Below are 26,419 nucleotides of genomic sequence, written 5' to 3' on the forward strand. Positions count from 1 at the left end.
ACGAGGCGCCGGCGCGACCCGGGTGGGAGCTCCACCGGCCGTTCCGCGAGGCGTGCGCGCGGGTCGGGCCGCAGGACGGGCCGTCCTGCGCCACCGGGCCGGGAGGTCAGGACAGGCCGGTCGCCCAGGGGTAGCCCTTGAGGTACGGGTCTGGCTTGACGGGCTGTCCGGAGTTCCACACCTCGGTGATCAGGCCGTCGGCGCCGACCTTGCCGATCCGGGCCGTCTTGTAGATGTGCTGGGTGGCGCCGTCGACGGTCACCTTGCCTTCGGGAGCGTCGAACGTGATGCCGTCGGAGGCGGCCTTGACCTTCTCCACGTCGAAGGTGCCGGCCTTCTCGACCATGGCCTTCCACAGGTAGACCGAGGTGTACGCGGCCTCCATCGGGTCGGACGTCGGCTTGTCCGCCCCGTACTTGGCCTTGTACGCCTTGACGAACTTGTCGTTCGCGGCGCCCGTCGTGGTCTGGTAGTAGTTCCACGCGGTGAGCTGGCCGTCGAGGTACTGGGTGCCGATGCTCTTGACCTCCTCCTCGGCGATCGACACGGACACCACCGGCATCGACGCGGCGGTCAGGCCGGCCGACTTGTACTCCTTGAAGAAGGCCACGTTGCTGTCGCCGTTGAGCGTGTTGAACACCGCCGCCGCCTTGGACGCCTTGACCTTGTTGACGATCGTGCCGAACTCGGTGGAGCCGAGCGGCGCGTAGTCCTCGCCGAGCACGGTCATCCCGTTGGCCGCGGCGTACGCCTTGATGATCTTGTTGGCGGTACGCGGGAACACGTAGTCGCTGCCGACCAGGTAGATCGAGGTCTTGCCCTGCGACTTGAGGTAGTCCAGGCCGGGCACGATCTGCTGGTTGGTGGTGGCGCCGGTGTAGAAGATGTACGGCGACTGCTCGAGCCCCTCGTACTGCACCGGGTAGAACAGCAGCGCCTTGTTCTTCTCGAAGACCGGCTTGACCGCCTTGCGGCTGGCCGAGGTCCAGCAGCCGAACACGGCGGCGACCTTGTCCTGCTTGATGAGCTTCTCGGCCTTCTCGGCGAAGGTGGGCCAGTCGGAGGCGCCGTCCTCGCTGACCGGCTGGATCTTCTTGCCGAGGACGCCGCCGGCGGCGTTGATCTCCTCGACGGCGAGCTTCAGCGAGTCGCGGACCGTGACCTCACTGATGGCCATGGTGCCGGACAGCGAGTTGAGCAGGCCCACCTTGACGGTGTCACCCGAGGTGTCGGCGGCCGCGCCGGGGCCGGCCGCGCTCTCGCCGGTCTTGCTGCCACATGCGGCGAGCGTCAATGCTGCCGCGAGCATCGCTGCACACGCCGCGACGCGGCGTCCGCGGAACCTGGACATGGAACCTCCTTGCTCCCCACAGGAGCACGAAATTCGGCATTCGGTGTTTGGCGCACGCATTCGTCGTGCCTGAACATCGGCGGCCGCGGCTCGTGGCGAGCGGCACTACGCGTCCAGGTGCTGGTGTGCGGTCAGCGTCATCGAGATTGATTTCTGCGACGTTTCCCAGCCCTTAATTCACCGTTTCTGCACGCTGCGTCGCAGGGCTTGCGGACGTGAAAAAAATAGCCGGCCAATAGGCCGGCAGAATGGGACACGACGAAGGCCCCCACCGCGGCGAACGGGCATGCGGGCGGGGGCAGTCCAACATCCGGAAGGTCCGCGACGTGCGGAGGTTCCCGAGATGCTTCACGCAGGAAGCATCTTCGAGGTCCGCGGCTCACGCTGTCAAGAGCGTCCTACAGCTGGGTCACCACGTCGAACTCGAGCCCCCGGGCCTCGGCAAGGTATATACGCTGGCGCATGTGCCGGGCCCGCATCCGCAGCAACCCGCGCGGCCCCTCGTAAGAAACCGTCCCGGCACTGGCGTCAATGGCCCGGACATCGAGTGACTGAGCCCGTTCGATCAGCGCCGCGAGCAGCAGCACCCCTTCGTAACAGGACTCGCCCAGGCTGCCCAGCGGCGGGGCGTCGACCCCGAACCGGCGCGCGTACTGCCCGTGGAAGTCCAGGTTCTCCGCGGTCACCAGCGACGCGAAGAACCCCGCGGCGCTGAACAGCCCACGGGTCGCCGCCGCGCCGCTGCCCAGCAGCATGTTCTCGTCCATCAGCGTGCTCAGCCGCAGGCACCGCTGGTCCAGCCCGTACCGGGCGAACGCCCGGTTGAACCGCACCGCGTCGTTGCCGACCAGCAGCATCAGGACCGCGTCGGCCTCGGCGTGCTCGACGCGGCGCAGCACGCCGGCGAAGTCGTGCGTGCCCAGCGGCACGTACGCCTCGCCGCAGATGCGTGCGCCGCACTGCGCCGCGTACCGCCGCGCCGCCCGCGCGGTGCGCCTCGGCCAGACGTAGTCGTTGCCGACGACGAACCAGCGCCGCAGCCCGCGCTCCCGGGCGAGGGTCCGCATCGCCGGGTACAGCTGCTGGTCGGGCGTCTCGCTGGTCAGGAACACCCCGTCGGTGCGTTCGCCGCCCTCGTACAGCGCCGTGTAGACGTACGGCACCCGGCCCGCGATCCGCGGCGCCACCGCCTGGCGCACCGACGAGATGTGCCACCCGGTGACACCGTGCACCGCCCCGACCGCCACCAGCGCCTCGACCTCGGCGGCCACCCGCTCGGGCGCGGCACCGCCGTCGACCGGGACCAGGCGCAGCTCGCGCCCCAGCACGCCGCCGGCCCGGTTGACCTCCTCGACCGCCAGCTCCGCGCACAGCTCACAGCTCGGCCCGAAGATCCCGGCCGGCCCCCGCATCGGCACGACCAGCGCCACGTCCAGCGTCTCGCCGCTCACGCGCAGCAGCTCGGAATGCCCGCGCGGCAACGGATCCGGCAGCACCGGACCGGGGACCAGCCGGTCAGACCGAGACATAGCGTCATGCTTCCCGGTGCCGCGCATGAACTCCAGAGCGTTCCCGCAGATGCGGCTGTTCTGTAGCATGACACTGCTCACCGGCCCAAGGAGTGGCATGACGATCTCGCGCACGCCTCAGCCACAGGACCTGATCCGGCTGCTGACGCGGGCCGAGCGGCTGCTGGGCCGGCGCCTGGCCACGGTCCTCGACGCCGAGGGCTGCACGCCGGAGGCCTGGCGGGTCATCACCCTGCTCTCCGACGGCGCCGGCCACCACATGACCGAGATCGCCGAGCACGCCTTCCTCCCGCCGGCCACGCTCACCAAGCTTCTCGACCACCTCGTGGAGGAGAACCTGGTGTACCGGCGGATCGACGAGATCGACCGGCGCCGCATCCGCGCCCACCTCACGCCCCGCGGCCGCCGGCTGCACCAGCGCGTCAGCCAGCGGGTCGACGCCAGCATGGCGGCTCTGCCCGCGGCCGCCGGCGACCACGACCTTCTGGAGGAGCTCCTGACGCGCCTCGTCGACTCCCTGGAAGGCCGTGAGGCCGCCGCGGTGCGCCTGCCCGGCGTGTCCTGACAGGACCTGAGGTTCAGGCGACGAGCAGGCGGAGGCCGAGCTCCGCGGCGTCGAGGTCGGCGAGCCCCGGGTTGCGTTCGGCCCACCGGCCCGACGTGAGGTCGTCGTGGAGGCTGCCGACGGCCCGCCGCTCGGCGTGCTGCCCCACCCGGGTCCAGACCGACACCGCGCGGCGCACGTGCTCGTCGAGGTACGCCTCGGGCCGGCGCCAGTAGGCCTCGAAGAAGCCGTCGGCGCAGTCCCACGGGATCGGCACCGGCTCCGCTCGGCCCCCGATCGCGCGGGTCATGTCGGCCACGGAGGGCCAGCCGACGAGCAGCTCCGCGAACTCCGGCAGGTAGTCGCGGATGAGCCAGAACCGTTGCCGCCAGCCGGTGCTGTCGGCGTCGTACGTCAGCACCACCACGCGACGGGCCACCCGCCGCATCTCCCGCAGCCCCGCGACCGGGTCGGGCCAGTGGTGCACGGTGCTGACCGCCATCGCCGCGTCGAACGACTGGTCCTCGAAGGGCAGGCGCCCGGCGACCGCGGCCACGCACGGCGCCGCGCCCGCGGGACGCTGCGCCCGCATGACCGCCGACGGCTCCACCGCCGTGACGTCGCGGTCCGGCGGCTCGTAGGAGCCCGTGCCGGCCCCGACGTTCAGGACCGTCCGCGCGTCCCCGAGCGCCGCCCAGATCCGGGCGGCGATGCGCGGCTCGGTGCGCCGGGTCGCCGGGTACGCGGACCCGATGGCGTCGTACAACCGTGCGCCGAACGCCTGCAGCTGCTCCTCCGGCGGTGTGCTGATCCCCATTGCCCGGGCCTCCAGTTCCTTGTCGATGGCCACCACCATGGCGGCGGCGCGGTCGCGCTGGTCGAGCAGCAGGCCGCGCAGCCGGCGCAGGTGCGCGACCGCGTCGGTGGCCGGGTCGTCGACCAGGTCCGCGATCTCGCGCAGGCCGAAGCCCAGCCGCCGGTACGCCAGCACCTCCCGCAACCGCACGACGTCGCCCGCCGAGTAGGCCCGGTGCCCCGCCGCAGTCCGTGAGGACGGCCGCACGAGGCCGATCTCGTCGTAGTGATGCAGCGTCCGGACGGACACTCCGGCCAGCTCGGCCACCCGCCCGACGCTCAACTGCGCTTCCACGGCACCGACTATCCGCCATGACGCCACGTGAGGGGCAAGCGCTGCGCGGCGATGGAATTGGTCCTCTCGACGAATGTGTCTGCGGCTCTCTGACGTACACCGTCCGGCTTCTACGGTCGGTGCATGACAGCGCTGACCGATCCCCCGCCACGGCTGCTCAGCCGGTCGCTGCTGCTGGTGTCCGCCGTCGACGTGCTCGGCCTGACCGCCTTCTACGCGCTGCTGCCGGTCGTGCCCGCGGCCATGGCCGCGTCCGGTGCCGGCGGGGCCGCCGCCGGGCTGACCACCGGCGTGCTCATGGCCTCGACGGTGGCCGCGGAGCTGGTGCTGCCACGGGTGGTGGCCCGGTTCGGGTACCGCGCCGTGGTCGCCGCCGGCCTGTTGCTGCTGGGCCTGCCCGCGCTCGGCCTCACCGCCACCACCGCCTTCGGCGCGGTCCTCGCCGTGTGCGCGCTGCGCGGCATCGGCGCGGCGACGATCTTCGTGGCCTGCGGCGCCTGGTCGGCGCAGCTGCTCCCGCCGGGCCGCCGCGGCGAAGGGCTCGGCCTGGTCGGCTTCGTCTCCGGGGTGCCGGCCGTGGTCGGGATGCCCGCCGGGCTGTGGCTCGCCGCGCACGCGGGCTTTCCCACCGCGTACGCGACCGGCGCGGTCCTCGCCCTCACCGCCCTGCTCGCGCTGCCGCTGCTGCCCGGAACGGACGGGGTGACCCGCCGCCCGCCCGCACCGCCCGACGCAGATGGGGTGACGCACCGCCCGCCATCACCGCCCGACGCAGACAGGGTGACGCACCGCCCGCCCTCACCGCCCGACGCAGACAGGGTGACCCGCCGTCCGCCCTCACCGTCCGGCGCAGACGACCGCGACGCCGGCGGGACGACCCGCGGTGTGCCCTCGCCGCCCGGCGCAGACGGACGCGCCGCGGACGGGATGAACCGCGGCCTGCCCTCGCCCGCCGCGGACGGGATGATGCGCGCCCTGCGCGAGCCGGTCCTGACCCGCCCGGCCATCGTCTTCGGCGGCGCCTGCACGCTCGCGGGCATCGTCGCGACGTTCCTGCCCGCGGCGCTGCCGCACGCCGGGGCCGGTGTCGTCGCGACGGCGCTGCTGCTGCAGGCGCTCACCGGCACCGTCACCCGCTGGTGGGCCGGCCGGGTCGGCGACCGGGTCGGCCCGCGGCGACTCCTGGCGCCCGCGATGCTGGCCGCCACCGCCGGCTTCGCCGGGCTGGCCGTCACCGACCGTCCGGTGGCCGTCCTGGCCGCCGCCGTCGTCTTCGGCACGGGGTTCGGCGCCCTGCAGACCGCGAGCCTCGCCGTGATGCTGGACGCGGCGCCGCCCGAGCGGTACGGCACCATCACCGCCCTGTGGAGCGTCGCGTACGACGGGGGACTCGGCGTCGGCGCGGCCGGCTTCGGCCTCCTGGCCACCGCGACCGGCTACCCGGCCGGGTTCGCCGTCACCGCCGCGCTCGCCGCCACGACGCTCCTCGCCCTGCGCCGCCGGACGGTGCGGGTCCGCGCGACGTAGGTGCCGGTGCCGGATCAGCGCTCCAGCAACCAGGTGACGATCGCCCGGGTCGCGCCGGCGACGGCGCCGCGGACGGCGGCGAGGCTGAGTTTCTCGCGCCAGGACGGGTTCGGTTCGGTGGACATCGGTGGCTCCCGGTGGTCGGTGGTGGTCCTGCGTTGACGGTTCCAAGGAACCGCTCCCGCCCGGGGTTCGGCACCGGGTGCGAAGGAAGCCGAACCCCACCCCGGGGATCCGGTCCGGTTGAGCTCGGCGTTCGCGGCCGATGCGGTGGGGTTCTACGGTGGTCCGGGGGTGTTCGGCGGGGTCGCCGAACACCCGAGGAGGGCGCGCAGATGACCGACGACCAGCTTCCCGGCGCCGGCGATCGGCTCGATCTCGCGTCGGTGCAGTCCCTCGCGGACTTCGCCGAGGCGTGCGGCCGGTTGCGTGCCGGCCGCTCGTACGCCGACCTGCGCAGGGCGGCACGGCCGCGCCCGCTGCCGGCCGCGACGGTGAGCGACCTGCTCAACGCCAGGTCCACGCCGACCCGCGACACCGTGGTCACCTTCCTGCTCGCGTGCGGCCTGCACGACGACGCGGCGCGGCGGCCATGGCTGGCCGTGTGGGAACGGGTGGCCACGGCCGGCCGGCCGCAGCCCGCCGGCGCGGTCCGGGTCCGGCTGGCCCGGCCGCGGCTGCTCGGCGTCCACGCCGCGATCCAGGTGTCCGGCACCGTCCGGGAGCTGCCGCCGTACGTGCCGCGGGACGTCGACGCCGACCTGCGGTCCGCGCTCGCCGAGGCCGCCGCGGAGGGCGGATTCGTGCTGCTCCTCGGTGGTTCGTCGGTCGGCAAGACCCGGGCCCTGCACGAGGCGGTCCTCGCCGCCCTACCCGAGTGGTGGCTGCTGCACCCGGCCGACACCGCGGCGATCGTCGAGCATGCCAAGGCGCCGGCGCCGCGGACGGTGCTGTGGCTGGACGAGCTGCAGCGCTTCCTCAACCGTCCCGCCGCGCTGCCGGCCGGCACCCTGCGGCAGCTCGTCACCGCCGGCACGGTCGTGGTCGCGACGCTGTGGCCGGAGGAGTACGCGGTGCGCACCGCCCAGACCTGCACCGGTCAGCAGGACCTGTACGCCAACGACCGCGAGCTGCTCGGCCTGGCCCGGCTGATCCAGGTGCCCGAGACGTTCAGCCGGGCCGAACGGCGCCACGGTGAGGCGCTCGCCGGCACCGACCCGCGCATCCGGATCGCCCTCGACACCACCGACGCCGGCTTCACCCAGGTCCTCGCCGCCGGCCCGGCCCTCATCCACCGGTGGGAGCACGCGCCCGCCGCCGACTGCTACGGCAGGGCCGTCATCACCGCCGCGCTCGACGCCCGCCGCGTCGGCGCCCAGCAACCCGCCACCCGCGCCTACCTCGAGGCCGCCGCGCCCGCCTACCTCACCGCGGCCCAGCAGGCGACCGCCCCCGCCGACTGGCTCGACCGCGCCCTGACGTACGCCACCGGCACGGTCCACGGCGCCGCCGCCTGCCTCACGCCCGTGCCCGCCGGTATGGGGGCGGTCGCCGGCTACCTGCCCGCCGACTACCTCCACCAGCACGCCCAGCGCACCCGCCGCACTGCCGCACTGCCCGACCTCGTGTGGAACGCGCTCCTCACCCACCGCGACCCGCGCGACAGCCTCGGCCTCGCCGGCAACGCCGAGCGCCGGGGCCGGCCGGAGCACGCCATCGCCTTCTACCGCGGTGCGCTGGCCACGGACGGGCTGCTCGCCGCCCTGCCGCTGGGCGCGGCGCTGATCAGGCACGGCGGCGCCGACGAAGGGCTGCAGATCCTGCGGGACCACGCCGCCGGCAACTCCGTCGTCGCCCACTTCCTGGCCGACATGCTGGTCCGCTGCGGCCGCGTCGACGAGGCCGTGCAGGTCCTGCGCGAGCTCGCCGACGGCGGCGACCGGTACGGGGTCCGGCGCCTGACCGCCCTGCTGGCCGAGTACAGCCGCCTCGACGAGGCACTGCAGGTGCTGCGCGACCACGCCGCCGGGGACCCGTTCGCCTACGAACAGCTCGCCGAGCTGCTGACCGAGCACGGCTGCCACGCCCAGGCGGCACGAGTCCTCTCCGAGCCCGGCGCGATCCGGTCCTTCACTGAGATGATCGACCTAGCCGCCGAGTTCCGCCGCGCCGTCGATGCACCGTTCGAGCTGCCGCCCGGCATCGCCGAAGCCTCGCACGCCCGCCGACTGGCCGCCGACCTCGCCAGGCAGGGCCGCCTCGAGGAGGCGCTGCAACTGCTCCGCGACCGCGCCGCCGCCGGCGACGACCAGGCCCTCCACCAGCTCGTCACCATGCTGGAGGAGCACAACCGGGCCGACGAGGCCCTGCAGGTGCTCCGCGACCACGTCGCCACCGGCGCGGCAGACGCCCGCTGGCTGGCCGGCAAGCTGAAGTCGCGCGACCGCGTCGAGGAGGCGCTGGAGGTCCTCCGCGACCGTGCCGCCGCCGGCGACGTGTACTGCCTCCAGCAGCTCGCCACCATGCTGGTGGAGCAGGACCGGGTCGACGAGGCATTGCAGGCGCTGCGCGAACACGCCACCGACGCGTCCGTCGGCTACCGGCTGACCGGCATGCTGGCCTGGCACGGCCGGACCGACGAACTGCTGGACGAGGTCGCGGCCGGCACGACAGGCGCCGTCGAGGCCCTCCCGAGACTGCGACGGACGAACAAGCCGACCGCACACTGACAGCGCACGGATCGCGGCCAGGTGCGTACAGCCGATCAGGGCCTGCGTGGTCAGGCCGCCGTCGGTGGCGGGTCCAGCGAACCGTCGGAGGGCTGCGCGGGTGCCTGGGCGGTGGCAGCGATGACGAGGCGACCGACGCCGTTCTGACGGTGGCGCCCCCCGTGCGCATCGACGTCTTATTGCTGTCTGTCAATGAATGGACACGCCATGTTCATCTTCGGCTACCCGTAGGCAATCCGGCGCTGTAAGTGTGGGCACGGAAGTGCTCAATGAACGACCATCCGGGCGCTTCGGACGAATGTACGCGAAAGGCTGCGCCCAACGTGAGCTCTGGCGATGCCGCCCGCGACCTCGGCGAACAGCGCGCCGCCCTGCACCGCTACGTGACCCGGCTCGTCGCCCCCGACCTGCACCAGGCCGAGGACATCGTGCAGGAGACCCTGCTGCGCGCGTGGCAGCACGCCGACCAGCTCGACTGGGCCGAGCGGCCGATCCGGCAGTGGCTGTTCAGGATCGCGCGCAACCTCGTCGTCGACGCCTGGCGCAAGGAGCGCAGCGTGCCGATCGGGATCGCGGCCGACCTGTTCCCCGAGCGGGCCGACCGCGGCGACCTGGCCGAGACCGTCGCCGACCGGCACCTCCTGGTGCACGGGCTGCGGCAGCTGCCGGCCCGGCACCGCGAGATCCTGGTGCACGTCCACCTGTTCGGACGCGGCGGCGACGACACCGCGGCGGCGCTCGGCATCCCCGGCGGCACCGTGAAGTCCCGCACCCACCACGCGCTGCGAGCCATGCGCGCGGTCCTCGGGGAGGCGGCATGATCGCGTACCTGTCGGCGCACCGCGGGCCGATCAGCGCCCTGCTCGGCGGTCTCGGCCTGCTCGTGCTCGCCCTCGTCCTGCTCCAGCGCGCGGTGCGGCGGGCCGGCGGCTGGCGGGTCGTGCGGCGCCGGTTCGCCCACGAGGTGCGGCGGACGGCGGCGGCGTTCGGGCGGCCCGTCCGGCGCTGGTGGCGGTACCGGCGACGCCTCGAACTCCTCAAAGGACTGCTCGCCGACCCGCAGGCCTGGACGACCGCCGAAGCGGCGCTGCGCGACATCCCGCTGCCCGGCCGGCGGCAGCCCTACGCCGTGATCGTCGCCGGCGACGCCGTCGGCGTGTACTTCGCCGGGGAGCCCTGCGCGGTCCCCGACGACTCGCCGTGGACCGCCGACGAGGACGACCCACTGCTGTGGTGGACCCCGCCGGGCCTCGACACCCCCGGCGAGGCGACCGCTGTGCTGGTGGCGGCCGGCGTGGAGGACACCCGCGGCGGCGTGGTGTTCCTCGACCTGACCGCCGGCCCCGCCACCGTCGCCACGACCGGCGACGAGCGCACCGGCCGCGCGCTCGTGCAGTCGATCGCCGCCCAGCTCGAGGCCCGCCTGCCCGGCGGCGCGGTCACCATCGGCTCCGGCGTCCACCCCGGGTTCGACGGCGAGCTGACCACGCCGGCCAGCGAGTTCCTCATCTGCGCGGGTGTACCCGGCAGCACGCGCACCGATCTGCGCACCGTCCGCATCGGCGGCGCCCAGGGCCATGCCAGGCTGCTCGCCGCCGACCGCACGGGACTCGTGCGCCCGGCCGGCACCCCGCTCGTCCTCGACGTCACCGCGCTGCCGCGATCGGTCGTCCGCACGCTCGCGACGATCCCGCCCGCGCCCCGGCGCCCGGACACCGGCCCGCTCCTGGACGAGGACGCCTTCGTGGCCTCCCTCGACGACCCGTCGTCCCGGCCGCCGGACCGAGGCGACCCGACGTCCCGGCCGCCGGACCGGACAGCGACGGCTCCGGAGGCGGATCCGCGGGCGGCAGCACCCTCGCATCGGCCGGCAGTGCCGCCGCCGGGGGACGCTGCCCGCGCCGGGGCGCCGCCGCCCATCCGGCCGGTCAGCGCCACCACGCACGACGAGGACGAGTTCGACGAGCCGGAACGCCCCGCCCCCGGCGTGTCCGCGACCACGGGGATGCCGGCATGAACCTGACACTCACCACCGTCGACGGCATCGACGGGACGCGCCGGGACCACCTCGTCGACCTGCCTGGCGCCTGCACCGTGGCCGAGCTCAGCGCCGCCCTCGACCGGCCCGCCGGCGACGGGAGCGCGGCCAGGTTCCTGGCCGGAGCCGGGCCGGCCAGGAAGGTGTACCTCGACGGCGTCGAGGTGCCGCTCTCCGCCCCGGTGCACGGCTCCGGCATCCGGTCAGGAGCGGTCCTGGGTCTGGGCCGGCCCGTCCGGCGACGGGACCTGGTCCGGCCCGACCCGGCCGACGCCGGCCCGGTGCTCGTCGAGCTGCACGCGGTCTCCGGGCCGGCCGCCGGCCGGAGCTGGCGGCTCACTCCGGGCAGCTGGGAGATCGGCACCGCCGATCACTGCGCGATCAGCGTCGACGGCCCCGACGCGCCCACCGGCGGGCTCTGGGTGACGGTCTCCACCCGGGGGACCGTGACGTGGCACCGCGAGCCCGGCGACGACGGCGAGGTCAGACCGGCGGTCGTGGAGCCGCCGTACGCGTTCGACCCGGAAACCGGCATCACCGTCGAGACCGGCGGTCGGCCGTCGGTACCGGACGCGCAGGACGACGACGAGCCCGCCAGGCGCTGGGAGCCCGGCACCGACCTCGCCGTCGGTCCGGTCCTGCTGAGGCTCGTCGCCCCGGTGGCGGCCGACGCCGCGGTCACGGACGCCGCCGACGGGGTCGGCCTGGACTACAACCGGCCGCCGCGGATCGCGCCGCATCTGGACGCCGAGCGGGTGCGGCTGCCGAACCCTCCGACCAAGCCGCCGCGCCAGCCCTTCCCGATGCTGATGCTCGTCGCCCCGATCGTGCTCGGGCTGGTCCTCGTCGGGGTGTTCCGCTCGTACTTCTACCTGGTCTTCATCCTGTTCACGCCGGTCATGGCGGTCACCAACTGGATGGTCGGCCGGCGCGGCAACCGCAAACAGCACGAGGACCAGTGGCGGCGGTACCGGCTGCGGATGGACTCCCTGCAACGCGAGATCCACGACGCGGTCCGGCAGGAGCGGCACGTGCGCTGCGTGACCGGACCCGACCCGGCGACGCTCGGCCTCGTCGCGACCGGCCCCGGGGTGCGGCTGTGGGAGCGGCGCCGGCGGGACCCCGACCACCTGCTGGTCCGGCTCGGCACCGCCGACCTGCCGTCCGTGAAGGAGATCGACGACCCGGGCCGGGACGAGAACCACCGCACGGTGCGCTGGAACATCCAGGACGTGCCGGTCGGCCTGGAGCTCGCCGAATACGGCGTCATCGGCGTCGCCGGCCCGGCCGCGCCGGTACAGGCGCTGGCGCGGTGGTTCGTCGCGCAGAGCGCCGTCCTGCACAGCCCCCGGGACCTGCGGGTGGTGGTGCTCACCGAGCCGCGGCGCAGCGACGGCTGGAGCTGGGTCCGGTGGCTGCCGCACCTGCGGCCCACCGGTGGGGGCGGCCCGATGGTCAGCGTCGGCAACGACCCGGAGAGCGTCGCCAACCGCGTCGCCGAGCTGGTCGCCCAGGTGCAGGCGCGCCAGAGGGCACTCGGCTCGTCGCTGGGCAAGGCCATGTTCACCGACCCCGACGTGCTCGTCGTCCTCGACGGCGCCCGCCAGCTGCGGGACGTCCCGGGCGTCGTGCAGCTGCTCACCGAGGGCCCGCGGGTCCGCCTGTTCAGCATCTGCCTCGACGAGCAGGAGCGGCTCCTGCCGGAGGAGTGCACCGCGGTCGTCGTGGCCGCCGCGACGACCGTCACGCTGCGCCGCACCGGCAGCGCCGACCTCACCGGCATCCGCGCCGACCTGGTCGACGTCGGCTGGTGCGAGTGGCTCGCCCGCGGCCTCGCCCCGCTGCGCGACGTCAGCCCCGAGCACGACGCCGGGCTGCCCCGCGAGGTGCGGCTGCTGGACCTGCTGGACCTCGAGCCGCCCGACCCCGCCGAGCTGCTGCGCCGGTGGGCGAAGCGGCCGGCCAGCACCACGTTCGCGCTCGGCCGCGGCTACGACGGGCCGCTCGCGCTGGACCTGGTCCGCGACGGGCCGCACGGGCTCGTCGCCGGCACCACCGGGTCCGGGAAGTCGGAGCTGCTGCAGGCGTTCGTGGCGTCGCTCGCCGCGGCGAACCGCCCCGACGAGCTGACCTTCGTCCTCGTCGACTACAAGGGCGGCAGCGCATTCCGGGAGTGCGCCGAGCTGCCGCACACCCTGGGCATGGTCACCGACCTCGACGCGCACCTCGTGCAGCGGGCGATGGACTCCCTCGGCGCCGAGCTCCGCCGCCGGGAGCGGATCCTCGCCGGCGCCGAGTGCAAGGACCTGCCCGCGTACCGGGCGAAACGTGCCGCCGACCCGGCACTGCCCCGGCTACCGCGGCTGCTGCTGGTGATCGACGAGTTCGCCACCCTCGTGCGTGAGGTGCCGGACTTCGTGCCCGGCCTGATCGGCATCGCGCAGCGTGGCCGGTCCCTGGGCATCCATCTCGTCCTCGCCACGCAACGGCCGGCCGGGGCGGTCACCCCCGACATCAAGGCCAACACCAACCTGCGGATCGCGCTGCGGGTCACCGACACGGTGGAGAGCCAGGACATCATCGACACCGGCGAGGCCGTCACCATCTCGCCCGGCAACCCGGGCCGGGCGCTGGTGCGCGCCGGGCACCGCACGACCGTGCCGTTCCAGGCCGCGTGGGTCGGGGCCGGCCGGCACCCCGAAGGCACCGCACCTGTCGCCGCGGCGCCGCTGCGCACCGCGGAGCTGTCGTGGCAGCGGCTCGGTCGCCCCGTCGACCTGCCCTCAGATCCCGCGGCCGACGTCGACCCGCACGCCCCCACCGCTCTCGTGCCGACGGACCTGCAGGTCTTCGTCGCCGCGGTGAACGAGGCCGCGGCCGGCCTCACCGACCTGGTGCCGCAGCCGAGCCCGTGGCTGCCGGCGCTGCACGAGCGGGCGCTGCTGGCGGAGCTGACCGTCCAGCGGGAGACGCCCGTGCACGAGAGCGTGCCGCCGCTGATCCCGTACGCGCTCGAAGACGTCCCGCAGCTCCAGCAGCGCCGGGTCGCGACGGTCGACCTCGGCACGTTCGGCCATCTCTACGTGATCGGCGCGCCGCGCTCCGGCCGGACCCAGGTGCTGCGGACCATCGCCGGCGCCGCCGCGCAACGGACGAAGGTCCGCGACGTGCACCTCTACGGCATCGACGCCGCGGGCGGCGGCCTCACCGCCCTCGAAGCCCTGCCGCACTGCGGCGCGGTGGTGTCGCGGCACGACATGGAACGCCTCGAACGCCTCCTGCGCCGCCTCGGCCGGGAGCTCACCGAGCGGCAGGAGCGCTGCGCCGCGCTCAGCTGCGCCGGGCTCGTCGAGCTGCGCCGGCGGCTGCCCGCCGCGGAGCGGCCGCCGCACATCCTGCTCTTCATCGACGGCTGGGACGCCCTCGCCCCGGTCCTCGACGAGCACGACCAGGGCCGGCTCCTCGGCGACGTCACCAGGATCGTGCGGGAAGGCGCCGCCGCCGGCATCCACGTCGTCGCCACCTCCGAGCGGGCCCTGCTCGGCGGCCGGCTCGCCGCGCACAACGACCACAAGCTGCTGCTGCGCCAGGCCGACCGCAACGACTACCAGCTCGTCGGCATCCTGCCGAGCAAGGTCCCGGCGACGATCGTGCCCGGCCGCGGCTGGCACGTGCTGTCCCGCACCGAGACGCAGGTCGCGCTCCTGGACCCCGACGACAGCGGCCAGGCCCAGGCCGCCGCCCTGCGCAGGATCGGGGCCGCGGCCGGCACCCCCGCGCAGGAACGGCCGTTCGCTGTCGCCGGCCTGCCTACGTCCGTCGCCTTCACCGACGCCTACGAGCAGGTCCCCGCCTCCCTGCGCCGCCCGATGTGGGGGCTGCTCGGTGTCGGCGGCGACGACGGCACCGCGGTCGGCGTCGACCTCGCCACGACGTCGGCGTTCTACGTCGGCGGCGCACCCGGCACCGGCCGCAGCAACGCCCTGGCCACCCTCGCGGTGTCGCTGCTGGCCGGCGGCACCGCCCTGATCGTGTTCACCCCGCGGGAGTCGCCGCTGCGCGCCCTCGCCCGGCACGCCCAGGTCCGTCTCTTCACCGACCCGGACCCGGCCAACGACGCCGTGCAGGCGGCGCTCACCGATCTGCGCGGTCCGGCGGTGGTCCTGGTGGACGACGCCGACCTGCTCACCACCCCCGCCGCCGACAAGGTCCTCCGTGCCGTCGCCACCTCGGGCCGCGACCACGGCCAGTCCATCGTCTACGCCGGCGCCGCCGACGCCCTCTCGATCGGCCTGGGCGCCTGGCTCACCGCCGCCCGCAGGGCCCGCCGGGGCCTGCTCCTCGCCCCCAGGTCAGTCACCGAGGGCGACGCCATCGGCGCCCGCCTGACCTCCAGCCAGGTCCGCGGCGCCGCCCCGGTCGGCCGCGCGTACACCTCCGGCCCGGCCGGCACGGCGATCGCCGTCCAGGTCCCGCTGACCGTCCTTCGCGACTGAAGGAGTCCAGCGGTCAGCGCCAGAACCATTTCTGGTTGTCCTGGCCGTTGCACCAGTAGAGCTTGACGGGGCTGCCGGTGGTGGTGCGGCGCTCGATGACGTCGGCGCACTTGTCCGCGTTGACGTTGACGAGGTCGTTGGAGGCGTTGAGGCGCCATTGCTGGGCGCGGTTGCCGCTGCAGTAGGCGACCTGGACGACGGTGTAGACGTCCGTGCCGGCCCAGGCGGCGTCCATGCAGAGGCTCACGGAGCGGATGGTGCCGTCGGGGAGGGTCTCCCAGTGCTGGGCGGCGGAGCCGTCGCAGGTGGCGATCACCAGGGCGGTGCCGTCCTTGCCCGCGGCGGCGCTGAGGCAGAGGCGGGACTGGACACCGACGATCGCGCGACCGGGGATCGAGGGCGGCGGGGCGACGGCCTTGGCGGTGGTCTTCGCCGGGGCGGCCGCGGTCGTGGTGGCGCCCGCCTGGGCTCCGGTCGCCGTGCCGCCGGAGCCCGAACCGCCCGCACCCGACCCGCCGGCACCCGCGCCGGAGCCCGACCCGCCTGAGCCGGGCCCCGGCCCGGCTGAGCCGTTGCCGCCCGAGCCGCCGGGGGGCGTGGGAGAGCTGGACGCGGCGGGACCGGCCGTGGGAGCGGGCGGCGTCGCGGAGGTGGAGGTCGCCGCCGCGGGGCGGGGAACGAAGCCCGGGCCGGCGGTGCGGCCGGCGTCAGCCGCGGGACCCGAGGGCAGGATGAACGGCAGGGCCGCCACGGCCAGTACGACACCCGACACCACGAACACGCGGGGCGCCGGGATGAAGCCCCGGCGGGGCACGGTGGGGCGGCGGGTGAAGGCGTCGGCGAACGGGGACATGGCTGCTCCAGTCGGGGCTATCGGGTGGGCAGGTCTTCGGGGGCGAGCAGGACGAGGTCGTCGCCGGTGGCGTCGGGGAGTTCGGCGACGCGTTGGGCCTGGCGTTCGGTCATCTCCTGGAAGACCTGGCGGGCCAGGCGGCCGTTGCCGAAGCCTTCGCCGCGGGGCAGGGCGGTGAAGTAGTCGACGAGGCCACCGCGGGCGGCGTCGGTGAGTTCGTACCGGTGTCCGGCGGCCTGGTGTTCGACGATGGCGACCAGCTCCGGGGTGTCGTAGTCGTCGAAGTGCAGGGTGCGGGTGAAGCGTGAGGCCAGGCCCGGGTTCGCGCCGATGAAGCGGTCCATCTCGCCCGGGTAGCCGGCGACGATGACGATGACGTCGTCGCGGTGGTCCTCCATCATCTTGACGAGGGTGGCGATGGCCTCCTGGCCGAAGTCGTTGCCGCCGTAGCGGGGCACGAGCGAGTAGGCCTCGTCGATGAACAGGACGCCGCCGAGGGCGCTGGTGACGGCGGCGGCGGTCTTCGGGCCGGTGTGGCCGACGTACTCGCCCACGAGGGCGCTGCGGTCGACCTCGACGAGGTGGCCGCGGCGCAGCAGGCCGAGGGCCTTGAGCAACCGGCCGTAGAGGCGGGCGACGGTCGTCTTGCCGGTGCCGGGGTTGCCGGCGAAGACCAGGTGCCGGCTCAGCGGCGGGGCGGGCAGGCCGGCCTCCTCGCGGCGGCGGACGGTCTGCATGAGCTTGACGAGCGTGCCGACGTCGCGTTTGACGCGGTCGAGGCCGACCAGCTCGGCCAGCTCGCCGAGCAGGTCGTCGAGCGAGAGCTCGTCGGGGGCGGGGACGGCGGTGACCTCCGGGGACTTCGCCGGGGACGCAGCCGGCAGCGCGAGCCCGGTGGCGGCGTCGTGGATGCGGCAGTCCTGAAACACCGGGTCGGCGGCGGTGTCGACGTGCAGGCCGGCGAAGCCGGTCGCGATCACGTCGCACCGGGTGAACTGCCCGCCGGCGCCCTGGGCGACGTAGATGCCGTTCTTCGCGACGCCGTCGACGCGCAGCCCTTCCACCTGCGGGCGGGAGCCGGTCCACGCGACCAGTCCGGAGCCTCCTCCGCCGGTGACGTCGGCGGCGGTGATCCGGACCGTGGCGGCCGTGTCGATGACGATGCCCGCGGCACCCGCGTCGGTGACGCGACCGCCGGTCAGGGTGAGCGCGCCTCCGGCGACGATCTCGACGCCGACCTCTTTGGGTCGCAGGACGGCGCACTGGCGCAGGTCGGCGGGGGACGAGGAGGCGATCCGCACGCCGGTGGCGACGTCGGCGATCGTGCAGCCGGCCACGGTGAGGCAGGCGCGGTCGCCGACGTGCAGGCCGGTCATGGTGAGGTCGCGCAGGTCGCAGTCGGTGAGCGTGACCCGGGACTGCTCCACGGCGTGGACGCCGTGCTCGGCGCCGTGCCGCACCCGGCAGGCGGTGAGCTGCACGTCGGCGGTGCCGCCGGTGTGCACGGCGCTGAACCCGGCGCCGGTGAGGTGGCAGCCGTCGAGGACGGCGCGGGCGGCGCCGACGGCGAGGAGCGCGTTGGCGGAGGTGTCGCGGACGGTGCAGCCGGCCGCGGTGAGCTCGGCGTCGTCGGTGACGACGAGACCGCTGGCGCCCGGCCCGGTGATGCGGCAGTCGGTGAGCCTGACCCGGGCGGCGCCGGACACCTGGACGGCGGCGGCGCCGGACAGGTCGATGCGGGACTCGTCGGCGACCACGGCCGCGGCGTCCTCGACGAGGAGCCCGTCGCGGCCGGCCCGGTCGATCCGGCAGTCGGTGAGACTGAGCCGGGCGGTGCCGCGCACGCGGATCCCGGACCCGTCGGTGGCGCGGACGAGGAGCCGGACCGCGGCGAGCTGGGCGGCGCCGGACAGCACGATCCCGACCCCGGCGACGGCCTCCAGGCGCACGTCGGACCCTTCGGCCTTGACGTCGCCGGCGAGGTGCAGCGCCGTGCCGGCGGCACCGCGCACGGCGACGTCGCGGAGGACGACGGCGGCGACGGCGTCGACCGCGCGGGCCTCGATCCGGCCACCGTGCACCTCGACGTGGTCCAGGATCGCGCCCGCGCCGTCCTGGACCGACACGGCGGGGCGGGACGGGTCGGCACCGCGCACGACCAGCCCGGTGACGGTGGCGGCCGCGGCGGTGAGGGTCAGGGTGCCGATCTCGACGCTGCCGGTGCCGTGCTCCGGGCGCAGGTGCACGTCACGGTCGAGGTGGACCGGCTCGGGGTAGCGGCCCGGCGCGACCACGATGGTGTCGCCGGGCGCGGCGGCGCGCACGGCCTCGGCGATCGTCCGGTGGGTGCCGCGGCCGCCGCGGGCGCCGGAGACGGTCAGGACCCTGGTCATCCGGCGTAGTACCAGGGGTTGTCGTGCATGCGGAACTCCTTGAGAAGCTGCGACGTGACCGTCTTCTCGATGATCTTCCAGGGCAGCTGGAGCGCGAACTCGGCGACGCCCTGGCGGTGGAACGCCCGGCCGCCGAGGCCGGAGTTGAAGAGCGTCTTGGCGATGCTGGTGGTGACGGCGCCGGTGACGCCGGCCGCGGCCGACAGCAGGCCGTCGTAGACGGCGGCGCCGCCGGTGAGGTAGACGGTGTTGCCGTTGGCGTCGGTGATGCCGAAGACGGCCGCGTTCATGCTGCCGTTGACGAAGCCGGTGAGCCCGGCGACGGGCACGTTGAACGCGAAGTCGTAGGTGCCGCCGCGCCAGCGGGTCGCGGTCTCGTTGCCGGCCCACTCGTTGGACCAGTGCTTGTCGTGGTTGAGCGGCTTGCGGTGCCAGCCCTTGCCGCCGTCGATGTTGGCGAGACCGGCCTTCCAGTCGCCGGAGCGTTGCATGGCGCCGAACTTGTTGTCGTGCACGAGCGAGCCGACGGCCTGCTTCACGGCCGCGCCGACCGCGGCGTTGGCGAACGCCTTCAACACGTCCTTGCCGTTGAACTGGGTGCCGGCGATCGCGTCGACGATGCCGTTGACGGCGAGGTTCGCGGCGAACTCGAGCAGGAACTCCTGGGAGAACTCCAGGGCCGCCTTCTGCAGGGCGAGCTTCCAGTACGGCTCGTACAGGGCCTCGGTGTGCGTGCCGAGCCGCAGCTCGCCGCCCCACTCCATGCGGTTGGCCTCGCGGATGCGCCGGTTCCAGCCCCGCACCTCGGTGACGCCGCCGCGGTAGTCGAGCTCGCGGCCGGCGCGCTGCCAGATCCCGCCGGCGCCGCGTTCGAAGACGTAGCCGTCGTCGGTGCGGCGGGCGATGGTGAGCCCGGTGGCGTCGTACTCGCGCCACTGCCCGCGCCAGGCGTCGCGCTCCAGGAACCCGGTGCCGAACTGCGAGCGGTCCCGGACGGTGGCGCCCATGTCGAACTCGCGCCACGCGCCGGGGGTGCCGAGGGTGTACTCGCGGATCCGGCCGATCTCGGCGCCGGCCGGGATCTCCCGGACCACGACCGCGGCGCCGGCGCCGTCGGTGACCTCGTCGCGGAAGCGGGTCGCGCCGCCGAACCAGTCGGCGACCCAGCCGCCGGCGCCGTTGCCCGCGTTGGTGTCCCACCAGCGGCGCAGCGGGTTGGCGCCCGGGGCCGCCGCGACGTTGCCGTACTTGTCGATCTTCCGCCACTGCCATTCGTGCCCGCCGCCGGGCAGGTCGACCCGCCACGAGTCGACGTAGCCGCCGCCGTCGAGCATCCGGCGCTCGCGGATGAGGACCTGGTGGCCGTCGGCGCCGCGGACCGTGTCGCGGAAGGAGTCGTCGTAGGTGGTGTGCGGGCCGTTGAAGCCGCGCCCGTATTCGCGCGTGCCGGTCTGGCCGGCGCCGTCGCGCCACTGCCAGGTGCGGCTGTCGCTGCGCGCGTTGTAGCCGGACCAGCTCCATGTGCCGGCGCGCTCCGGGGCGTCGGCCTCGACCCGGTTGACGCCGCCGGCGGGGTCCGGCCAGTCGTCGGCGCGACCGATGACCACGCCGTGCGGGTCCTTGCGCACCCAGACGCCGGTGCCTTCGTGCGCGGCGCCGCGGCTGGCGGACCCGCCGTCGGCGGCACCGGCGGCGGGCGGGCGGTGGAACTCCTTGATCGAGCCGTCGGCGTACCCGGCGCGGGCGACGAAGTGCTGCTGGCCGCCGAACTCGTACCAGTTGCCCTGCTGCTGCCCAGGGACGAACCGGTCCTCCCAGATCCGGCCGTCGGGGTGTGGGCCGACGTTGACCCGGTGCCCCGACAGGTTGCCGTTGCCCTCGGTCCACGGGATGCGGTTGGCGTCGTGGACCGCGCCGCCCGGGAGCGGGACGGTGTCGTGGCCGACCTTCAGGGTGTTGCCGTGGTCGAGCTTGGCGCTGGAGCGCACGAACCGGCCGGCGTTGGTGAAGTCGTAGGAGGCGTCGTTCATGCCGACGAACCGGAAGCCCTGCGCCCGCACGTTGCCGTGGGCGTCGAGGCGGCGCCACTCGTAGAGCTGGAAGCGGGTGTCGGTGCGCAGGTGCGGGTTGGCGCGGAACACGTCCTCGTCGACGCCGGCGAGGAACTTGCGGGCCCACTGCGGCGGCCGCTGCTCCGACCACCGGCGGGTCTCCAGGCGGTCGCCGCCCGGCAGCGCCTCGAGCTTCCCGGCGTCCTTGCCGTGCGGGGAGTGCGTCTGCCACGTGTCCCGGCGTACGCCGCCGGCGCCGAGGTCGAACTGCTGATACACGCCGGCGTTCGCGGGGCCGTGTGCGGTGCCCCACTGGCGCTGCACGACCGGCCCGGGGTTGCCGCCGGCCGGGGGCAGCCGGTCGGTCCAGCCGCCGTCGCGGTCCAGGGTGCGGGGGCCGTGGCCGAGCCGGTTGCCGGCGGCGTCGAAGCGGTGCCAGGTCCAGTCGCCGAGGGCGCCGCGCAGCCCCACGACGTCGCCGCCGCCGAGGCCCTGCCGGAACTCGTGCACGAGCCGGCCGTGGTGGTCGACGTCCCGCCAGCCGACGGCGTTGGTGTCGAACTTTCGTACGCCGTGGTCGACGACCCGGCCGTCGGGGGTGAGCTCCACCCATTGCGGGCGCTGCGCGGTGCGGCCGAAGTCGCCGTCGATGCGGCGGAACACGTCGAGGCTGGTGCCGCCCGGGATCGGGCGCCGGTCGAAGACCTCGACGCCGGACCGGTTGAGCAGCCGGACCCGCCCCGAGCCGGCGGCGGCCGCGTCGACGGTCCCCGCGTGGAACGCGCCGGCGGGCAGCGGGACGCCGTTGTCGGCGAGGTGCCAGGTCCGGCCGGCGGCGTTGACGACGAACTGCCGGGTGGTGGGTGCCGCGTCGCGCAGCACGTTGAAGGACTGCTCCAGGAGGTTGCCGGCGGCGCCGTACCGGCGGAACTCCCCGGCGTGCAGGCCCAGCTGGTCGGTGACCCGGTAGCCGGCGCCGTCCGCGGCGACCTGGAGGCCCTGGAGCCGCACGCCGGCCAGATCCTCGACGTGCCCGGCACCGCCGGCGGCAGGGGTGACCACGACCCGGTCGGCCCGGCCGGCGAGGTTGTGCACCGGCGTGCCGGTCTCCAGGTGGGCACCGGCGCCGTTGAAGCGCTGGAACGCGTTGCCGCCGAGCGTGTCCGTGATCTGGGTCCCGCCGCCGTGCGCAGTGACCGTGAACCGGGGGTCGGTGACCTCAATGCGGGCGGCCGCGCCGCCGGTCGGCTGGACGTGGAACCGGTCGCCGAGCACGTTGCCGCCCACGTCCCGCAGGGGCCGGCCGGTCTCGGTGGGCGCGCCGGTGCCGTCGAAGCGCTGGAACCCGTGGTGCGCCGCGGTGTCGGTGACCTGGAACCCGCCGCCGTGCGCCGCGACCGTGTACCTGGGGTCGGTGACCTCGATCCGGCCGCCGGCGCCGTGCGCGTCCGTCACCCAGAACCGGTGGTCGAGGACCCCGCCGCCCGTGTCGGTGAGCGGGCGGCCCGTCGCGGTCAGGGTGCCGGCCTGGTCGAAGCGCTGGAACGCGTGGTGCGCCGCGGTGTCGGTGATCTGGAACCCCGGGCCGTGCCTCGCGACCGTGAATCTGGCGTCAGTGACCTCGATGCGGGCCGGCGCGCCGCCGACCGGTCGGACGTGGAAGCGGTCGCCGAGCACGCCGCCGCCCGCGTCCCGCAGCGGCCGGCCGGTCTCGGTGAGCGCGCCGGTGTGGTCGAAGCGCTGGAAGGCGTGGTGCGCGGCGGTGTCCGTGACCTGGAACCCGCCGCCGTGCACGGCCGTGGTGAACCTGGGGTCGGCGACCTCGACGGTGTGGCCGCCGGCGCCGTGGGTGACGACGAACTGGCCGCCGACGGGGGCGCCCGTCGCGTCCCGCAGCGGGCGGCCGGTGGCCGTCGCGGTGCCCGTGGCGTCGAAGCGGTGGAAGCCGGCGCCGTCGGCGACCTGGAAGCCGTCGCCGTGCCGTGTGATCGCGTGGCCGCCGGTGCTCTCGATCCGCACGCCGCCCATGGCGTACCCGCCGACCGGCTCCACCACGAACCGGCCCTGCAGGTCGTGCCCGTCGAGCCCGCGCAGGACCGTGCCGACCTCGGTGAGGTCGCCGTCGGCGTCGAAGCGGCGGAACCCGGTGCCGCCGCCGATCTGGTACCCGCCGTCGAACTCCGTCACGGTCAGGTGCGGCACCACGGCGCCGTCGTCGTCGATCAGCCGCAGCTGCGCCGCGCCGGCGGCGTCGACGTGCTCGTCGATCCGCAGCCCGATCCCGCCACCGTCGGCGCCGCGAAGCACGACGTGCCCGTCGATCGGCGCGCCGGCCCACAGGTCGTTGACGATCCGCGAGAGGTTGCCGCCGCCGCCGAGCAGCCGCGGCCGGTCCCGCAGCGATCTGGCGGTGAGCTCGGAGATCCGGGCGTCCATCGCGGCCGGGTTGACGCCGAGGCCGCGCAGCTCGGTCTCCAGGCGCTCGACGCGCATCAGGGCGGCCTGGTGGGCGTTGCCGGCGTGCACGTGGGCGACACCCGGGCCGCTGGACGACTGCCCGGGCCGGGCCTGGATGTCGTTCCAGAGTGCCTCGACGCGGCCGAGTTCGTTGCGGGCTCCCGTGTACTGGCCCCAGGTGTCCAGGCGTTGCCGGCGCAGCGGATCGTCCATGGCGCCGAACAGTCCGGCGATGCGGTTGCTGTCATGCTGCCAGGCGGCGTCCAGCTGTGCGGCGGTCGGGCGGGCGCTCGACGCCGGCGGGGGCGGGGTGATGCCGGCGTCCCGGACCGCGGCGCCGCCGGCGTGCGGCGCGCCCCGGCTGATCTGCGTCTGCAGCAGGCCGAGCGCGAGGGTGACGGTGACCAGGTCGACGCCGGCGTCCGCCGCGCCGCCGCCGGGCGGGGTGGCCGGCCCGGGGTCGATGTCGCTGCCGGCCCGTCCACCCGGACCCAGGTCGACGCCGGTGCCGGCCCGTCCGCCCGGACCCAGGTCGACGCCGGCGCCGGCCCGTCCGCCCGGACCCGGGTCGACGCCGGCGCCGGTCCGGACGGTGTTGTCTGCGCCGCTCAGGGCTCGGACGTCGACGGCGAGCTGGGCGACCGGGGGTGGGGGCTGCACACCGGCGAGGTGGGCGGGGCTGCCCGAGGCGCCGGCGGGCACGTGGACCGTGGGTGTGCCGGCATGGTGCGGGCCGTGGATCGCCGGGGCGCCGGGGTCGTGCCGGGGCGGGGCGTGCAGGGCGGACGGATCCGCGCCGTGCCGCACCGGCGTGTGCGGGACGACCAGGTCACCGTTGTGCGGTGCCGCGTGCAGCGTGCCGTTCCCGTTCGGCGGGGAGCCGGCGACGTGGGCCGGGGTGGGATGCAGGCCCACGGCGCCGTTCAAGCCGGGCGGGGAGCCGGCGACGTGGGCCGGGGTGGGGTGCAGGCCGGCGGCACCGTTCGAGCCGGGCGGGGAGCCGGCGAGGTGTGCCGGGGTCGTGGCCGGGGCGCCGGGGTGGGCGGAGACGCCGTCGAGGCGGGTGACGACGAGCTGGGACACCGGCGGGGTGTCGAGGCCCCGGCTCAGGGCGCCGAGGTCCTGCGACACGTGCTGGGCGCCGATCGCGAGGCCGGTGTGATCGCCGATGCGGGCGCCGGCGCCGTTGACCGCGCCGCCCGGGGTGCCGATCAGCGTGTGCGCGGTGGGCGCCGCACCCGGGTGCTGGGCGAGCAGGTCCATCGCCCCGGCGTGCGCCGAGGGCGGCGGGCCGAGGTGCAGTCCGTTGTGCACGGACGGGGCCGGGGTGGCGTGCGTGAGGGCGCCCGGTGTGATCGCGTCCCCGAGCGCGACCGGCGCGGGACCGGCGTGCGTGAACCCGCCGGGCGCCGGCACGCCGTTCGCGATGACTGCCGGCGGGGGCGCGGCGTTCGCCAGTACCGGCGAGACACCGGCATGCGTGAGGCCCGCCGGTGGCGGCACGGCCGTCGCGAGGACCGGCGTGGCGCCCGCGTGGGTGAGACCCGCCGGAGGGGGGACGGCGTTGGCCAGGACGCTCGCCGGCGGGACGGCGTTGTGGGTGACGGCGCCCGGCGGGGTCAGGTGGACGGCGCCCGTCATGGAGCCGGTCTCACCGAGATGGATGCCGCCGAGCAGGGAGCTCGGCGGCGGGGCGGTGACCGCGGAGACGGCCGGCAGGTGCAGGTTGCCGCCGACGCCCGCGTGCTGCGCCGGCGACACCGGCTGCAGGTGTACGCCGGCGCTGACGCCCGTGCCGGGGTCGAAGGTGTGCAGGGGCGGCATGCCGATGCTCATGCCCTCCACCCGCACCCGGGTCAGCGTGTCCATCGGCGACAGCATGATGGCGTCGATGCTGCGGACCGCGTCGCCGCTGAAGTGGAAGCCGTCGCCGATGGTGCTGTGCAGCTGCATCGCCGGCGGGGTCGGGGTGATCCTGCCGATGCCTTCGAACGACCCGACGTTGACGGTCTCGATCCGGGGCGGGACGGTGAGGTTGCCGGTGCGCACGTCGTTGAGGTCCAGATGTACGCCGCCGCCCCCGCTCTCCGGGAGGAAGACGTGCGGACGGGGCAGGCCGTACAGGTGATGGCCCAGGACACCGCGGTCGAAGACGGCGAGCTTCGTCGCCTTCCACACGCCGAGGTGCAGCTCGTCGGCCTCGGCGGGCAGGAAGAGCCGCAGCCAGCGGTTGCCGCCGAACTCGGTCTTCAGGAACGTCCAGGTGCTGGCGCCGAACTTGGCGACCATCGAGGGCACGCTCGTGGCGAACGCCTGGATACCGCGGACGCCGTTGACCACGAAGAGCCCCGCCTTCGACAGCGCGATGCCGGTGAGGGCGGGCAGGTCGGTGATGCCGGTCCGCAGCCACAGAGCGCCGTTGCGGATCCAGGTGCCGGCGACGGTCGCGATGTCGTGCAGTCCGGGGAAGATCACGAACGGGTGGCTGATGATGCCGCGGAACGCGTTGCCGAAGAACTTGAACACCGCGAACGCGCCGGCCTTCAGCCCGTTCCAGGCGAACTTCGCGCCGGCGGCGATGATCTGGAAGATCGGCACGGCCCGGGTGGTGGGGGCGAGAATGCCCAGGGCGGAGAGGAAGAACTCCAGCGCGGTGGCGTTGCCGTGGGCGAAGTCGACCGCGGTCTTGATGAACAGGGCCAGGTTGACGCCGATGGCCACGAGCGCGATCGGGCCGCCGAAGACCAGCGCCGGCAGGATCAGGGCGATCGCGATCCACTTGAAGATCTCCCAGAACTCCTCGCAGCCGGACACGGGCTGCTTGATGTTCTGGTACGCCTCGACGATCCGGTTCGAGGCGGTGTCGGCCGCGGCGCTCTGGTGCTCCCCCGCGGTGCGGGCGGTGTCGGTGAGCGCCGGCCGGCCAGGGTCGTCCTCCGCCATCCCTCGGGCCTGGGTGAGTGCCTGGTCGGCGCGCCACTGCTCGTCGCGCATCACCGCCACGTAGGTGGTGAGCGCCGTCGCCGACCACTCGAACGCCTCGGCGAGGCTCTGCACGAATCCGCGCAGCCGGCCGCTGATCTTCTCCCGCAGCGCCTCGGCGGTCTTGCCGGCGAACGCCTCCGGGCCGGCGGTGTCCAGGACGGCGGCGAGCGCGGTGTCGACCTCGCGGGCGACGGTGCCGAGACTGCGCAGCGAGGCGATGACCTCGTCGATCCGGGCGGGGTCGCCGGGGGTCGGGTCGCCGCCGAGGCCGACCTTGTCCCAGTCGGTCGGTCGTGGCACGCGGACACCCCCTCGT

12 protein-coding genes are annotated in these 26,419 nt (G+C 74.8%); 6 read left to right on the top strand and 6 right to left on the bottom strand.

Annotated elements, in window-relative coordinates; genetic code table 11:
• Positions 1-106: 106 nt before the first annotated feature.
• Entirely contained in the window at positions 107-1,351 is a 1,245-nt protein-coding gene (gene urtA / locus AB0I21_RS31770; protein ID WP_360566668.1) for an urea ABC transporter substrate-binding protein, read from the bottom strand.
• Between the two features lie 398 nt (positions 1,352-1,749).
• Positions 1,750-2,880: a substrate-binding domain-containing protein gene (locus AB0I21_RS31775; RefSeq protein ID WP_360566670.1), complete on the bottom strand. Its 1,131-nt coding sequence runs from the start codon at positions 2,878-2,880 to the stop codon at positions 1,750-1,752.
• A gap of 97 nt (positions 2,881-2,977) precedes the next feature.
• Here AB0I21_RS31775 and AB0I21_RS31780 point away from each other — a divergent pair, with 97 nt between their 5' ends.
• Entirely contained in the window at positions 2,978-3,445 is a 468-nt protein-coding gene (locus tag AB0I21_RS31780; RefSeq protein ID WP_360566671.1) for a MarR family transcriptional regulator, read from the top strand.
• Positions 3,446-3,458: 13 nt separating this feature from the next.
• On the opposite strand, the gene AB0I21_RS31785 is transcribed toward AB0I21_RS31780, so the two are convergent.
• Positions 3,459-4,574, bottom strand: a complete 1,116-nt coding sequence (locus AB0I21_RS31785) for a MerR family transcriptional regulator (RefSeq protein WP_360566672.1) — start codon at positions 4,572-4,574, stop codon at positions 3,459-3,461.
• Positions 4,575-4,697: 123 nt separating this feature from the next.
• Here AB0I21_RS31785 and AB0I21_RS31790 point away from each other — a divergent pair, with 123 nt between their 5' ends.
• From AB0I21_RS31790 to AB0I21_RS31810, 5 genes are all read left to right on the top strand, one after another.
• Positions 4,698-6,101: an MFS transporter gene (locus tag AB0I21_RS31790; RefSeq protein WP_360566674.1), complete on the top strand. Its 1,404-nt coding sequence runs from the start codon at positions 4,698-4,700 to the stop codon at positions 6,099-6,101.
• A 335-nt stretch (positions 6,102-6,436) separates the two neighbouring features.
• Positions 6,437-8,830, top strand: coding sequence for a hypothetical protein (locus AB0I21_RS31795; RefSeq protein WP_360566676.1), 2,394 nt, complete (start codon positions 6,437-6,439; stop codon positions 8,828-8,830).
• 323 nt (positions 8,831-9,153) lie between these two features.
• Positions 9,154-9,651 carry a sigma-70 family RNA polymerase sigma factor gene (locus AB0I21_RS31800; protein ID WP_360566678.1) on the top strand — a complete coding sequence of 166 codons (498 nt, stop codon included), beginning with the start codon at positions 9,154-9,156 and terminating at the stop codon, positions 9,649-9,651.
• A complete protein-coding gene (locus tag AB0I21_RS31805; protein ID WP_360566679.1) occupies positions 9,648-10,847 on the top strand; it encodes a hypothetical protein in 1,200 nt (399 codons plus the stop codon). Before AB0I21_RS31800 ends, AB0I21_RS31805 begins: the two co-directional genes overlap by 4 nt.
• On the top strand, positions 10,844-15,364 hold the full coding sequence (locus AB0I21_RS31810; RefSeq protein ID WP_360566681.1) for an FtsK/SpoIIIE domain-containing protein: 4,521 nt from the start codon (positions 10,844-10,846) through the stop codon (positions 15,362-15,364). The genes AB0I21_RS31805 and AB0I21_RS31810 overlap by 4 nt, the downstream gene beginning before the upstream one ends.
• Positions 15,365-15,377: 13 nt before the next feature.
• Here AB0I21_RS31810 and AB0I21_RS31815 read toward each other — a convergent pair whose 3' ends face one another.
• The 3 genes from AB0I21_RS31815 to AB0I21_RS31825 are packed head-to-tail and all read right to left on the bottom strand — an operon-like array spanning position 15,378 to position 26,403.
• Positions 15,378-16,217 (bottom strand): ricin-type beta-trefoil lectin domain protein, encoded by an 840-nt coding sequence (locus AB0I21_RS31815; protein ID WP_360566682.1) that lies wholly within the window; start codon positions 16,215-16,217, stop codon positions 15,378-15,380.
• Positions 16,218-16,234: 17 nt separating this feature from the next.
• Entirely contained in the window at positions 16,235-18,610 is a 2,376-nt protein-coding gene (locus AB0I21_RS31820) for a right-handed parallel beta-helix repeat-containing protein (protein WP_360566684.1), read from the bottom strand.
• The gene (locus AB0I21_RS31825) at positions 18,607-26,403 is read right to left on the bottom strand and encodes a hypothetical protein (protein WP_360566686.1); all 7,797 of its coding nucleotides are present in this window, start codon (positions 26,401-26,403) and stop codon (positions 18,607-18,609) included. The genes AB0I21_RS31820 and AB0I21_RS31825 overlap by 4 nt, the downstream gene beginning before the upstream one ends.
• Positions 26,404-26,419 lie beyond the last annotated feature (16 nt).

Source organism: Dactylosporangium sp. NPDC050588, assembly GCF_040654975.1.
In the GTDB taxonomy this organism is placed as follows: Bacteria; Actinomycetota; Actinomycetes; order Mycobacteriales; family Micromonosporaceae; genus Dactylosporangium; species Dactylosporangium maewongense.

Excerpts from the sequence above, each read along its gene's own strand:
- urtA (WP_360566668.1), bottom strand. The coding sequence starts at position 1,351 with ATGTCCAGGTTCCGCGGACGCCGCGTCGCGGCGTGTGCAGCGATGCTC.
- AB0I21_RS31775 (WP_360566670.1), bottom strand. The coding sequence starts at position 2,880 with ATGTCTCGGTCTGACCGGCTGGTCCCCGGTCCGGTGCTGCCGGATCCG.
- AB0I21_RS31780 (WP_360566671.1), top strand. The coding sequence starts at position 2,978 with ATGACGATCTCGCGCACGCCTCAGCCACAGGACCTGATCCGGCTGCTG.
- AB0I21_RS31790 (WP_360566674.1), top strand. The coding sequence starts at position 4,698 with ATGACAGCGCTGACCGATCCCCCGCCACGGCTGCTCAGCCGGTCGCTG.
- AB0I21_RS31795 (WP_360566676.1), top strand. The coding sequence starts at position 6,437 with ATGACCGACGACCAGCTTCCCGGCGCCGGCGATCGGCTCGATCTCGCG.
- AB0I21_RS31805 (WP_360566679.1), top strand. The coding sequence starts at position 9,648 with ATGATCGCGTACCTGTCGGCGCACCGCGGGCCGATCAGCGCCCTGCTC.
- AB0I21_RS31810 (WP_360566681.1), top strand. The coding sequence starts at position 10,844 with ATGAACCTGACACTCACCACCGTCGACGGCATCGACGGGACGCGCCGG.
- AB0I21_RS31815 (WP_360566682.1), bottom strand. The coding sequence starts at position 16,217 with ATGTCCCCGTTCGCCGACGCCTTCACCCGCCGCCCCACCGTGCCCCGC.
- AB0I21_RS31820 (WP_360566684.1), bottom strand. The coding sequence starts at position 18,610 with ATGACCAGGGTCCTGACCGTCTCCGGCGCCCGCGGCGGCCGCGGCACC.